The organism is Burkholderia sp. CpTa8-5 (assembly GCF_017815045.1).
In the GTDB taxonomy this organism is placed as follows: Bacteria; Pseudomonadota; Gammaproteobacteria; order Burkholderiales; family Burkholderiaceae; genus Burkholderia; species Burkholderia sola.
Window position 1 is genome coordinate 64666 of record NZ_JAGIQD010000011.1, and the last position, 11478, is coordinate 76143.

General features: G+C 65.0%; 13 protein-coding genes, 1 tRNA gene and 1 pseudogene. 7 read left to right on the forward strand and 8 right to left on the reverse strand.

Translation table 11 applies throughout. The features are described 5' to 3' along the window. The first annotated feature begins 84 nt into the window (after positions 1 to 84). Entirely contained in the window at positions 85 to 1098 is a 1014-nt protein-coding gene (locus tag J8I35_RS18410; RefSeq protein WP_050011574.1) for a class 1 fructose-bisphosphatase, read from the forward strand. A gap of 207 nt (positions 1099 to 1305) precedes the next feature. Then, a tRNA-Thr gene (locus J8I35_RS18415) sits at positions 1306 to 1381 on the forward strand. Between the two features lie 132 nt (positions 1382 to 1513). Here the strand turns inward: J8I35_RS18415 and J8I35_RS18420 are convergent. Beyond that, complete coding sequence (locus J8I35_RS18420) at positions 1514 to 1798, reverse strand: hypothetical protein (protein ID WP_209926477.1); 285 nt, start codon at positions 1796 to 1798, stop codon at positions 1514 to 1516. A gap of 513 nt (positions 1799 to 2311) precedes the next feature. Here J8I35_RS18420 and J8I35_RS18425 point away from each other — a divergent pair. Beyond that, the gene (locus J8I35_RS18425) at positions 2312 to 2566 is read left to right on the forward strand and encodes a GlsB/YeaQ/YmgE family stress response membrane protein (protein WP_006476609.1); all 255 of its coding nucleotides are present in this window, start codon (positions 2312 to 2314) and stop codon (positions 2564 to 2566) included. Between the two features lie 79 nt (positions 2567 to 2645). On the opposite strand, the pseudogene J8I35_RS34635 reads toward J8I35_RS18425, so the two are convergent. The 3 genes and pseudogenes from J8I35_RS34635 to J8I35_RS18435 all read right to left on the reverse strand — a co-directional run. After that, positions 2646 to 2744 (reverse strand): annotated as a pseudogene (locus J8I35_RS34635) (TlpA family protein disulfide reductase); the annotation flags it as partial. Between the two features lie 84 nt (positions 2745 to 2828). After that, complete coding sequence (locus J8I35_RS18430; RefSeq protein ID WP_209926479.1) at positions 2829 to 5210, reverse strand: TonB-dependent receptor; 2382 nt, start codon at positions 5208 to 5210, stop codon at positions 2829 to 2831. A 131-nt stretch (positions 5211 to 5341) separates the two neighbouring features. Continuing rightward, positions 5342 to 5731 (reverse strand): DUF2946 domain-containing protein, encoded by a 390-nt coding sequence (locus J8I35_RS18435; protein ID WP_209926481.1) that lies wholly within the window; start codon positions 5729 to 5731, stop codon positions 5342 to 5344. 239 nt (positions 5732 to 5970) lie between these two features. On the opposite strand from J8I35_RS18435, the gene J8I35_RS18440 reads away from it, so the two are divergent. Both J8I35_RS18440 and J8I35_RS18445 read left to right on the forward strand, forming a co-directional pair. Further along, complete coding sequence (locus J8I35_RS18440; protein ID WP_162484450.1) at positions 5971 to 6075, forward strand: chorismate mutase; 105 nt, start codon at positions 5971 to 5973, stop codon at positions 6073 to 6075. A gap of 223 nt (positions 6076 to 6298) precedes the next feature. Next, complete coding sequence (locus J8I35_RS18445; protein ID WP_209926483.1) at positions 6299 to 6889, forward strand: chorismate mutase; 591 nt, start codon at positions 6299 to 6301, stop codon at positions 6887 to 6889. A gap of 29 nt (positions 6890 to 6918) precedes the next feature. On the opposite strand, the gene J8I35_RS18450 is transcribed toward J8I35_RS18445, so the two are convergent. The 3 genes from J8I35_RS18450 to J8I35_RS18460 form a co-directional block, all read right to left on the reverse strand. Continuing rightward, complete coding sequence (locus J8I35_RS18450; protein ID WP_209926485.1) at positions 6919 to 8046, reverse strand: exonuclease domain-containing protein; 1128 nt, start codon at positions 8044 to 8046, stop codon at positions 6919 to 6921. A 141-nt stretch (positions 8047 to 8187) separates the two neighbouring features. Continuing rightward, positions 8188 to 8391, reverse strand: a complete 204-nt coding sequence (locus J8I35_RS18455; protein WP_027783827.1) for a cold-shock protein — start codon at positions 8389 to 8391, stop codon at positions 8188 to 8190. A 230-nt stretch (positions 8392 to 8621) separates the two neighbouring features. Continuing rightward, positions 8622 to 8786: a hypothetical protein gene (locus J8I35_RS18460; protein WP_209926487.1), complete on the reverse strand. Its 165-nt coding sequence runs from the start codon at positions 8784 to 8786 to the stop codon at positions 8622 to 8624. Here J8I35_RS18460 and J8I35_RS18465 point away from each other — a divergent pair. Both J8I35_RS18465 and J8I35_RS18470 read left to right on the forward strand, forming a co-directional pair. Then, positions 8785 to 9057 (forward strand): hypothetical protein, encoded by a 273-nt coding sequence (locus J8I35_RS18465; RefSeq protein WP_050011579.1) that lies wholly within the window; start codon positions 8785 to 8787, stop codon positions 9055 to 9057. The two genes, J8I35_RS18460 and J8I35_RS18465, sit on opposite strands and share 2 nt — an antisense overlap. Before the next feature lie 500 nt (positions 9058 to 9557). Then, positions 9558 to 10703, forward strand: coding sequence for a porin (locus J8I35_RS18470; RefSeq protein ID WP_209926489.1), 1146 nt, complete (start codon positions 9558 to 9560; stop codon positions 10701 to 10703). 81 nt (positions 10704 to 10784) lie between these two features. Here J8I35_RS18470 and greB read toward each other — a convergent pair whose 3' ends face one another. Next, positions 10785 to 11348 carry a transcription elongation factor GreB gene (greB, locus tag J8I35_RS18475; RefSeq protein WP_209926491.1) on the reverse strand — a complete coding sequence of 188 codons (564 nt, stop codon included), beginning with the start codon at positions 11346 to 11348 and terminating at the stop codon, positions 10785 to 10787. Positions 11349 to 11478: the final 130 nt, after the last annotated feature.

Consider the following 11478-nt stretch of genomic DNA (forward strand, 5'->3'; position numbering starts at 1 on the left):
CGGACGAAAAAAGCCGGCGGCAGCGGAGGCGCGACGGGTAAAATTGCGGCCATTCAAGGATTCTTTGGCCTTTCGGAGTCTGTCATGTCCATTGCCCGCCGCACCACGCTGTCGAAGTTCCTGATCGAACAGCAACGTGAGACCAACAACCTCCCCGCCGACCTGCGCCTGTTGATCGAAGTCGTCGCTCGCGCGTGCAAGGCGATCAGCTACAACGTGTCGAAGGGCGCGCTCGGCGAAGCGCTCGGCACCGCCGGCAGCGAGAACGTCCAGGGCGAAGTGCAGAAGAAGCTCGACATCCTGTCGAACGAAATCCTGCTCGACGCGAACGAATGGGGCGGCAACCTCGCCGCGATGGCGTCGGAAGAAATGGAGACGTTCTTCCCGATCCCGGCGAACTACCCGCGCGGCGAATACCTGCTCGTATTCGATCCGCTCGACGGCTCGTCGAACATCGACGTGAACGTGTCGATCGGCACGATCTTCTCGGTGCTGCGCTGCCCGGACGGCAAGCAGGCGACCGAGGAATCGTTCCTGCAGCCCGGCACCGAGCAGGTCGCGGCCGGCTATGCGGTGTACGGCCCGCAGACGGTGTTCGTGCTGACGACCGGCAACGGCGTGAACTGCTTCACGCTCGACCGCGAAGTCGGCTCGTGGGTGCTCACGCAGAGCAACATGCAGATCCCGGCCGACACGCGCGAATACGCGATCAACGCATCGAACGCACGCCACTGGTACGACCCGGTCAAGCGCTACGTCGATGAGCTGAACGCCGGCAAGGACGGTCCGCGCGGCGACAACTTCAACATGCGCTGGATCGCGTCGATGGTCGCCGACGTGCACCGGATCCTGAACCGCGGCGGCATCTTCATGTACCCGGCCGACAAGCGCACGCCCGATCGTCCGGGCAAGCTGCGCCTGATGTACGAAGCGAACCCGATGTCGTTCATCGTCGAACAGGCAGGCGGCGCCGCGACGACCGGCACGCAGCGGATCATGGAAGTGCAGCCGACCGGCCTGCACCAGCGCGTGCCCGTGTTCCTCGGTTCGAAGAACGAAGTCGAGCGCGTGACCGGCTATCACGACGAAGCAAAATAATTGCACTGCAGCACTGGACGGAGGTGCGAGACCTCAGTACAATCGCGCCTTCGCGATGTGGCCCCAACGGGTCGCGTCGCGGTGAAGTGAAAGCGGAAAGTCCGCCGGATCGAGGGTTTCGCGAAGCAGCCGCAGCAAGCTGAAAAAAATTTCGCAAAACCTATTGCCAAGATCGCGGATTTCACCATATAATTTCATTTCTCTGCTGCCGGTGTAGCTCAGTTGGTAGAGCAGCGCATTCGTAATGCGAAGGTCGTAGGTTCGACTCCTATCTCCGGCACCAAGACATAAAGGTCTGACAAGCATCGCTTGTCAGACCTTTTCTCTTTTCCGGCGTCGAAATCCTGAAGTCGTTCGACGGCGCGCACGACCGATCACGCCGTGTACGATCTTCGCGTACGGATTCGGCAATCGCTCACGCAAGCTGTCCGGCGCCAATCATCGCGGCGGCGGTTATCTGCGCAACATCCGCTCGACATTTCCACGCACTCAACGGCCGCCGGCCGATCGTATCGACCACCCCTTGCCGTGCGTAGCCGCACGGCCTGCGGCGGCCATGACGACGACTACCGACTTGCCCGACCTTGACAGCCCACGCAACGGCACCGCCTTTGTCGTGCGTCCCGACCGGCACGTGCCCAGCCGCCGGCACGACGCGCGCGCCGACGACATGGATGCCACGCTCGATCTCCCGCTCCATCCACACGCATCGTCCGAAGCCAATCCATCAGGATACCGAATGAGGGTGGACGTCGGATACGTCACGCGCTACCCCAATCGGTGCCATACGATGCCCCGCATCAGCGACGCGATGCGCCGCGCTTCCCGCCGGTTCGTACGGCTGTCGATCGACGCGATTCGCGATGCCGTGACCATCTGGACGCCTGATCGCCGATGCAGTAAACGGCCTGCCCCGAGGCCACGTTGCCAGCGACAACGCTCGAGCGATGACGTGCCCGACGCACGACTTCAGCGATAGCCAATCCTTACAGACTCATTTCGCCATGCGTCCAGCGCGCACGGAACATGCGCTGAGCAGACGAATCCCCTGGAAAATCTGCTTAAGGGTGCATAACATTACTTAACGATCCTGACCCGTCTATCGCGTTACATTGCGTGGGCGGCGCGACGGCCGCATGCCGCTACCCACCAGCTTGCGGCGTGCAACGGCCGGTGCCCGGTCATTTCGACTCAACCCAAGGAGAGGACCACCATGACTCATGGCTTGATTATGTGGCTCATCATCGGCGCGATCGCCGGCTGGCTCGCCGGCTTGCTCGTGAAGGGCGGCGGCTTCGGGCTGATCGTCGACATCATCGTCGGGATCGTCGGCGCGGTGATCGGCGGCTGGCTTGCCGGGCTGCTCGGCATCAGCATCGGCAGCGGCTTCATCGGCTCGGTGATCGTCGCGGTCATCGGCGCGGTGATCCTGTTGTTCGTGATCCGGCTGTTCAGACGCGCGGCCTGACGTTTCTCTCCACGCGCCTTCGGGCGCGTTTTAGCATCGGGCCGGCGCGCGGCCCGTTCGCCGCGCGCGGCCGACCCCGTCAACCCTTCGCGTGCCGCAACCCGCCGTCGAGCACGTCGGCCGTCAGCAATCCACTGCGCGCTTCACGCACTCCATCTCGCCCGATCCGCACGGCCCGTGCCGTTCGGCACGCCGGACGCCTCGTGCCCGCCGGCCGCCGACGGCGCCGCAAGCCACCGCGCGTAGCCTGCCGCGTGCGATTTCACAGCGACCATTTCAGTTCTCCATAGAAAGTACGCCCCGGATACGGGTGGAACACGTAATAGCGGCGGTCCGTCAGGTTGTCGATGCCGGCCGACGCGGTCCAGTGACGATCGAAGCGGTAGCGCGCCTTCAGATCGACGACCGTGAACGAACTCGTGCCGCCGTAGACGTCCGGATTCACGTCGCTGTTGTCGAGCGTGTTGAACTGGCGGCCCGAGTAGCGCACGCCGACGCTCGCGAGCCAGTGCTCGTCGAAGCGATATGACGCGAGCAGGTTCGCGCGCATGCGCGGAATGCGCGGGAAACGCGAACCGACATAGGCCGGATTCGCGGCATCGGCGAGGATCTGCGCGTTGCTCGCCGATACGTTCGCGTCGACGTTGAGCCCGCGCAGCCCGACGTTTTCGCCGCTGAACGCAAGTTCGACGCCGCGCACCCGCACGCGATCGACGTTCGAGATGTTGGTGACGGTGCTCGCGCCCGACACCGTCGTCTGGCTGTAGATCGAATCGCGCAGGTCGCTCTGGAACACGCTCGCGCGCATGACACCGACGCCCACGTCGCGTTCGGCCGTGAAGTCCCAGTCGATCGCCTTTTCCGGGCGCAGGTTCGCGTTGTTGTTGACGATCGCGTTGTTCGAGATCGTGCCCTGGAACAGTTCGCCGACCGTCGGGAACCGCGTGCCGGTCGCGAACGACAGCCGGAAGCGCCAGACCTGCGTCGCATCCCACTGCAGCGCGACTTTCGGCGACAGCGCATTCGCGCCGCGGTCCGCGTAGCCGAGCGTGCCGTTCGCATTGCCGAGCGCGCCGCCGTACGCGTCCCAGCGCTCGTAGCGCAGCCCGAGCGTCGCAAGCCAGCCCGGCGCGAAGCGCCACGCATCCTGCCCGAACAGCGCCTGCGTGCGCGTGTCGCCGCGATAGACGCTCGCGAGCGAAGTGATCGGCCCGGCCAGCCAGTCGGCCGTGTTGTACGTGACGTTGCGCAGGAAGTAGTTGTCGTAGTGATAGCCGAACGTGAACGTATGGCCCTTCACTGCCGGCGCCTCGGCCTTCAGGTCGAGCGTGCGCCAGCCGGTGCCGTCGCCCTGGAACAGCGTGCCCGCTCCGCCCTGCACGGTCGAGGCCGCGCGCAGCACGTCGCGCGACACGTCGTACGCGGACACCACGCCCGACAGCCGCCAGCCGGATTCGAGCCGGCCGTTCAGTCCGAGCGCATACAGCCAGTTCTCCTGGTCGCCGCGCTGCGGCGCGAATGCGCTCGGCGCGACCGTCATGTTCTGGCCGCCGATCGACACGTTGCCGCCGTAGACCGGAGCGCCGGCCGCCGGATTGCCCGTCGCATCGCGCAGGAAGGTCTCGCCGTGCTGCCGGTAATGGTTCTCCCAATGCCCGAGCGTCAGCGTCGCATCGACACGATCCGTGAACGCATAGCCGATCCGGACCGTCTCGTTGAGCTGCTCGGTCCGCTCGATCGTCTGCGCGCCGACGATCGTCCGCGGCTTGCCGTTGGGTCCGATGTCGGTCGCTGCGCCCGTCACGGGAACGGCGGCGCCCCGTTTCGGGTTGTAGGCCGAATTGGGGCTCGCGTACTGCATCGGCTGGCCGTCGTTCTCCAGCCGGTCGAGCGACAGCGCGAGCCAGAACCGGCCGACGCGGTTCGCGATCCGCGCGGTCTGGTGATTGCCGCCGAAGCTGTCCGCGAACCCGTAGCCGTCGCGGTAGCGCTGCGTGAAGAACTGCGTCGACAGCGACGCCTCGAGCTGTTCGGGGCGGCGCGTGGTGAGCAGCACGGTCGAGCCGATCGAATTGCCCGGATACAGCGCGGAAAAGGGGCCATAGAGCACGTCGACGCGCGCGATGTCGTCGGGCGGAATCAGCGACCAGCGCGGCGGGTACGCATAACTCGACCCGAGCAGGTTCGACAGCAGCACGCCGTCGGCATAGACGAGCCCGCGCGCGCTCTGTAGTTCGTTGAAGTCGCGGCCCGCGAATACGCTGTTGCGGTCGCCGATGTAGCGCTTGCGGACCATCAGGTTCGGCGCGTACTTCAGCGCGTCCTCGGTGGTGACGTTGGTGTGCGCATCGATCTGCTCGCGCGTGATCGACGCGACGACGGCCGGCGTATCCGGGTCGACCGGTTGCCGCTGCGCAGTCACGCTGACGGCGGTCAACGTATCGCCGACCGCCACGGCCGCTGCAGCGACACCGACGGCCGCCGGCGCCGCGGCGGCGGCGGGACGATCGATGCCACCGCCATGGGCCGCGTCGGCGCGGGCATCGTCGGTCGAAGCCGCGTGGGCGGCCGGCCATGCGAAAGCGGCCGCGCAGGCGAGCGCGAGCCGGCCGCGCGACGACCGCGCGGCAAGGGTAGACGACATGAGTGGTTTCCTGAAAACGTGATCGGACGCCGCCGGGTACGGGGCGCGAGCCGCGCACGCACGCACGGCGCGACGCGCGGGCCGAGGCCGCAGGCGGCTCACGCGCCACCGGGGCGCGCGAAGGACATCAATCAGACCGGAACGTTTTCAGGCGGGGCGCGCGGCTGCGCAAGACGGATGCCCTTGCGGGGCACATCGGGAACGATCGGGGCGACCATCCGATACGCGAACGTGCGCACGAAGCCCGGCATCGCAGGCAGGCTCATGCCCAGCGCGACGTTCGCGGCGAAGCCGGGACAGTACACGCAATGCGGGACGCCGGCGTGGTCGAACGACGACCTGTCGCGGTCGTCGCCCGCTTGCGCGAGCACGACCCGACGCGCGCCCGCTGCACTGCACAACTCGAGCGTGAGCGCGCCGGAACCGCTCGACGCAAGACGCGCGTAGCCGACGACGGGCGACAGTACGTTCAGTACCAGCGCCAGCCATACGAGGCCGATCCATCGCGTCGTTCGTCTCATCGCGGTCCAGGAAAAAGTGCGCGCAAGTATAGCAAGCGGCCCGATTGTCGCCGTCGCGCGGCGCGCGATAGCGGGCATCACACTTCGCGCCGGAGCGCATGTGCCGTTAATACAACAGAGACAAAATCTAACGATTCGCCGCTGGCACAAATCCGAGCGCGAGGTTGATAATCATTGAACCTGCTGGAGAAACGATCATGGACGAAAGACCCACTCGCATGCCACCGCCCGAACAAGTGATGAGCCCGGATCCGGAACCCGTCGGCGTGGAATTCCTCGCCGAATTGCCCGAGCACGTTCGGGCATTCTTCGACGAGCAGCACAAGCTGTACTCGCCGAAGTGAACGCCGGTCCGGTTCTGTAACCGCCACGTGTCGACCCTCGCTATCGTGCGGTTCATCCTAGCGCTTCGCGCGCAATTCGCTTCGCACCCGGGCTGCAACAGCCTGACGGTGCCGGGTCAGCTCGCCTGCTGATTCTCCTGTCGCGACGCTACGCCGCGCGACTGTCTTCGTCTATCCTTCTGGTTTTCCACGTCCGGCCCGCCCGGCTCTCCTGATCGTTCCGATGAAGCAAGCCATTCGTGCCAGCGTCGCTGTCGCCGCACTCGGCGTCGCCCTCCTTTCGTCGCCTGCCGTCCGCGCAGACGGCGACGACACCGCCCTCACCAACGTCGTTGCGCTCGCGTCGCAGCGCCTCGCGCTCGCCGAACCGGTCGCGCGATGGAAATGGGCGAATCACAAGGCCATCGAAGACCAGCCGCGCGAAGCGGCCCTGCTCACTGCCGTCGAAAAGCGCGCGGCCGAGGCCGGCGTCGATCCCGCCTTCGCCCGCACATTCTTCGAGGATCAGATCACCGCAAGCAAGGACGTGCAGAACGCACTGTTCGCGACCTGGCGCGCGACGCGGCCGCCGGAAGGCACGCCGCCCGATCTCGCGACCAGCACGCGGCCGGCACTCGATCGGCTGACGCAGAAAATGCTCGCCGGTCTCGCGCAGGTCGCCCCGCTGCGCGACGCGCCCGATTGCCAGGCGCGGCTCGCGCGCAGCATCGCGAACTGGAAGACGCTCACGCGCTACGATTCCGCGCAGACGCGGGCACTCGATACCGCGCTGTCGCATGTCTGCTCCGCCGGCGGGGCCAGCGCGATCGGCTGACGCGGCGGGCACGGATCGCCCGGCAGCGCTCAGTCCGCGGCGGTCAGCGCCGCGAGCGGAATCACCTGCAGGCCGCGCGCGAGATGCGTCTGCAGCAGGCGATGGGTGAAGGGTTCGAACACGCCGCCCGCCGCGTCGGCCACGAGCCGCGCAGCCGCATCGAGCGAGTCCGCCGAACCGAGATAGCACCAGCCATCGATCACATGAAACAGGCGGCGCTCGCCGTCCGCCTCGAACGCGACCGCGCCTTCGAACGGCCAGGGCGCACCGCCCGCGCGGACGGCGTCGGCCGTGGGGCGCCGGTTGTACGACGGGCGCAACCGGGCGATCCATTGCGCTTCGGCCAACATCGCCCCCAGCTCGTTGCCGGTCTCGCGCCATGCGACGCGCCGCACCTGCTGCGCGAGCCGCATTTCCTTCGACGAGCGGCGCTCGCCGGTCAGCAGCGCGCGCAGCCGCTGCCGCACGCGCACGCTACGACCCACATACAGCGCTTCGTCACGCTCCCCGAACAGCGCATACGCGCCGCACCCTGCCGGCGCGGTATCCAGCCAGGCCTCGGTCAGATCGCCGCCCAGACGGAAGTGGCGCGTCGTGCGCGCGATCTGGTCGCGCAGCCGCTCGAGCGGCACGATGTCGTGCAGCTGGCGCCAGAACTGCCAGATCAGGTCGGCATCGGCCAGCGCCCGGTGACGCGCGGCCGGAACGAGCCCATGCCGTTCGATCAACGCATCGAGCCCGTGCCGCGATTCGCGCGGAAACAACGCGCGCGACAGCCGCACCGTACAGAGCACATCGGGATTGAACGCCAGGCCGGCGCGCTCGAATTCGGCGCGCAGGAAGCCGCGGTCGAAGCTCGCGTTGTGCGCGACGAACAGCTTCCCGTCGAGCCGCTCGAACAGCGCCGGCGCGAGCGATGCGAACGTCGGCGCATCGCGCACCATCGCGTCCGAGATGCCCGTCAGTTGCTGGATGAACGGCGGAATCGCCTGCCCCGGATTGACGAGGCTCGTCCACGTCGACACGCCGAGCGGTCCGATTTCGACCACGCCGATTTCGGTAATGCGGTGGTCGGCGGACGAGCCGCCGGTGGTTTCAAGGTCGACGAAGACGAGCGGCTGCTCGCTGGCGGGATCGGACGGAACGGAATCGGACATGAAAAGACAGGGAAACGATGCTTCCGTGAGTATGCACCGGCATGCGTACTCGGGCCAGCCCGGACCGGCTCGCTCCGTCCCCCCGAAAACAAAAAGCCCCCGCGATGCGGGGGCCGGACGTGATCGGCAATGCGTGGCGCGTCAGACCGCCTGGATATTCGCTGCCTGCTTGCCTTTCGGTCCGACTTTGACCTCGAACGAAACACGCTGGTTTTCTTTCAACGTCTTGAAGCCGTCCATCCGGATTTCGGAAAAGTGCGCAAACAAATCTTCACCGCCATTGTCCGACGTAATAAAGCCAAAACCTTTAGCATCGTTAAACCATTTCACGATACCGGTATCCATGTCTTCTTTCCCCACTCGATAAGATCAAAAAAGCTATTTTTATAGCCGTTTCCCGAAATCCCGAAACATTGCGCCAGCACCCACACCAGCACGCCGCCCGAGGACGGAGTGCTCACTTTATAAATTGGACAATCCGGGTGCGTCAAGAAAATTTTTAGCCACTGCTTTCTTGAAAAGACGCTAATACCACTGGAATCGGTACACCGTCACCGATGATTAATTGATTCGCATCAAAAACCTGTCAACATTACCGGGATCGGATCGCTAATAATCGCCGGAAGCGAAATTTCTACCGGGGACAAATCGACCCGGTAAAATCCTCGGGTTTTTTCGGGTTGCAGAAGTCGGGCGACGTTGCGATCCTGAATCAACGCTGAAAGGAAGGAGAGGGTCATGTGGCTGGACGGAATCAAGCGCTTCGCGAGCCGGCTCGGACGCGTACGTCGCAAGTCCCGCGCCCTGGCCGAGTCCGCGCGCGAAGCGCCGTGCGATACCGAGTTCGATATGACGTGGCACGGCGATCACTGGCAGAACCTGCTCGCATCGCCTCTGGATGCCCGTCACTACGTGATGGAAGACTGGACCAACACGCCGCCGCCGATCGAAGCAGAGGATGCCGCGCCTGCGGGCAAGCGCCAGCGCAAGCGCCGCTCGTACACGTCGTAGCGCGCTGAGCGGCCGGGCAAAAAAAAGCGCGACTGGGAAGTCGCGCCGACAAAGGTTTGGAGATCTTTTCCGTCAACGAAAAAGTCTGCTTCGGAAAGCAGAGATCGCAGTATAGCGAGAGAACCACCTTTCATTATCCATGCTCCACACAAACCTCTATTGCCGATGTGTCAATAATCGGGCTATAGCCGCTCCCGCCGGCCGCTGACCGTCCGTCGCAAACGCGCAACGCCCTCTACGCAGTCCTGATCGTTATTTCCATTTGCTGCGCCGCAGCGAACCCTTGCGTGGCAATCGGTTGCGCGACTTTCCCGATTTTTGCGGATTTCAAAACACACTGTTTCTTAAAGCGTGAACCGCCCTCGCTCCGCACACTTCGTACACTGCAAATGGATTTCTGATATGCGCACCGCCGTTCTGCCGGGCCGGCTACAGCATCAAACAAAGCACGGCCGTCCGCCCCAGGTTCGATCGACATCATCGTGTTTGGAGACAGATCCATGAACAAGACCCTGATCGTCGCCGCGTTGTCGGGTGTATTCGTTACCGCCGCCCATGCACAAAGCAGCGTGACGCTGTACGGCCTGATCGACGCAGGCATCACTTACACGAACAATCAGGGCGGCCACAGCGCCTGGCAGGAAACGAGCGGTTCGATCAACGGCAGCCGCTGGGGCTTGCGCGGCACCGAAGATCTCGGCGACGGCCTGAAAGCCATCTTCACGCTGGAAAACGGTTTCGGCATCAACAACGGCGCGCTGAAGCAGAACGGTCGCGAATTCGGCCGGCAAGCGTTCGTCGGGCTTGCGCACAACACCTACGGTTCGCTGACGCTGGGCCGGCAGTACGACAGCGTCGTCGACTATCTCGGGCCGCTGTCGCTGACCGGTACCCAGTATGGCGGCACCCAGTTTGCCCACCCGTTCGACAACGACAACCTCAACAACTCGTTCCGGATCAACAACTCGGTCAAGTATCAGAGCGCGAACTACGGCGGCCTCAAGTTCGGTGCGTTGTACGGGTTCTCGAACTCGTCGGCGTTCGCGAACAACCGCGCGTACAGCGGCGGCGTGTCGTACAGCTACCTCGGCTTCAACCTTGCCGCGGCCTACTTGCAGTTGAACAGCGACGTGAACGCGCTCGCGCAGGCCGCGTCCGATCCGGGCGCGGTCACCGGCGACTGGACCTTCGCGTCGCGCGTGCAGCGCACCTGGGGCGCCGGCCTCAATTACGGGTTCGGCCCCGCCACGGTCGGCTTCGTGTTCACCCAGACGCGCCTGACCGGCCTTCGCGCGATCAGCGCCGGCCAATCGGGCGTGGCGGGCGGCATCACGGGCCTCGGCGATACCGGGCGCTTCAGCAACTATGAGATCAACGGCCGCTACGCGCTGACGCCGGCCCTGTCGTTCGCCGGCTCCTACACGTACACCCAAGGCCGCCTGTCCGGCGACAAGCCGACCTGGCACCAGTTCAACCTGCAAGCCGACTACGCGCTGTCGAAGCGCACCGACGTGTACCTGCAGGGCGAGTTCCAGAAGGTCAACACCGACGGACTGGACCTCGGCGCCAACATCAACGGCTTGGGCGCCGCGTCGTCGACCAACAAGCAGATCGCGGTCACGGCCGGCCTGCGTCACCGCTTCTGAGCGACCGGCCCGTTCGCCATACGCCGAAAGACGAAGCGCCCCATCGGGGCGCTTTTTCTTTCTCGCGGCGCGGGCCGCCAGTCAGGCGTCGCCCCGCGCCGGATACCGGACGTCGAGTATGTCGATCGGCTGCGGGCCGGCCGGCGTCATCAGCGTGACGGTGTCGCCGATCTTCGCCTTGATCAGCGCACGCGCGACCGGCGAGATCCAGCTGACGCAGCCGCGGTCGAGATCGACCTCGTCGATCCCGACGATCGTCACCGTGTGATCCGCGCCGTCCGGCGTCTCGTAATCGACCGTCGCGCCGAAGAACACCTGGTCGACGTTCTCCTGCCGGCTCGCGTCGACGACTTCCGCAAGGTCGAGCCGCTTCGTCAGGAAGCGGATGCGGCGATCGATCTCGCGAAGCCGCCGCTTGCCGTAGATATAGTCGCCGTTTTCCGACCGGTCGCCGTTCGAGGCCGCCCACGACACGAGCCGCACGACCTCGGGACGTTCGACGTCGATCAGGTTCAGCAACTCGTCCCTCAGCCGCTTGTGGCCAGCCGGCGTGATGTAGTTCTTCGCGCCCGCCGGAATCGCGGGTTGAGCCTGGTCGAGATCGTCGTCGTCACCGTCCGACTCTTTGACAAACGCCTTGTTCATGATGCAGATTCAACGTGGATGACTGATCCCTCAAGGGTACACGATGGGCGGCCGGCCAAGGCCATGGCACCAAATTCGCGAATAAGGCTTCCCTTTTTATACGACTCTGCTATACTTCCGCTTCTGCGTG

Excerpts from the sequence above, each read along its gene's own strand:
- J8I35_RS18410 (WP_050011574.1), top strand. The coding sequence starts at position 85 with ATGTCCATTGCCCGCCGCACCACGCTGTCGAAGTTCCTGATCGAACAG.
- J8I35_RS18420 (WP_209926477.1), bottom strand. The coding sequence starts at position 1,798 with ATGGAGCGGGAGATCGAGCGTGGCATCCATGTCGTCGGCGCGCGCGTC.
- J8I35_RS18425 (WP_006476609.1), top strand. The coding sequence starts at position 2,312 with ATGACTCATGGCTTGATTATGTGGCTCATCATCGGCGCGATCGCCGGC.
- J8I35_RS18430 (WP_209926479.1), bottom strand. The coding sequence starts at position 5,210 with ATGTCGTCTACCCTTGCCGCGCGGTCGTCGCGCGGCCGGCTCGCGCTC.
- J8I35_RS18435 (WP_209926481.1), bottom strand. The coding sequence starts at position 5,731 with ATGAGACGAACGACGCGATGGATCGGCCTCGTATGGCTGGCGCTGGTA.
- J8I35_RS18440 (WP_162484450.1), top strand. The coding sequence starts at position 5,971 with ATGAGCCCGGATCCGGAACCCGTCGGCGTGGAATTCCTCGCCGAATTG.
- J8I35_RS18445 (WP_209926483.1), top strand. The coding sequence starts at position 6,299 with ATGAAGCAAGCCATTCGTGCCAGCGTCGCTGTCGCCGCACTCGGCGTC.
- J8I35_RS18450 (WP_209926485.1), bottom strand. The coding sequence starts at position 8,046 with ATGTCCGATTCCGTTCCGTCCGATCCCGCCAGCGAGCAGCCGCTCGTC.
- J8I35_RS18455 (WP_027783827.1), bottom strand. The coding sequence starts at position 8,391 with ATGGATACCGGTATCGTGAAATGGTTTAACGATGCTAAAGGTTTTGGC.
- J8I35_RS18465 (WP_050011579.1), top strand. The coding sequence starts at position 8,785 with ATGTGGCTGGACGGAATCAAGCGCTTCGCGAGCCGGCTCGGACGCGTA.
- J8I35_RS18460 (WP_209926487.1), bottom strand. The coding sequence starts at position 8,786 with ATGACCCTCTCCTTCCTTTCAGCGTTGATTCAGGATCGCAACGTCGCC.
- J8I35_RS18470 (WP_209926489.1), top strand. The coding sequence starts at position 9,558 with ATGAACAAGACCCTGATCGTCGCCGCGTTGTCGGGTGTATTCGTTACC.
- greB (WP_209926491.1), bottom strand. The coding sequence starts at position 11,348 with ATGAACAAGGCGTTTGTCAAAGAGTCGGACGGTGACGACGACGATCTC.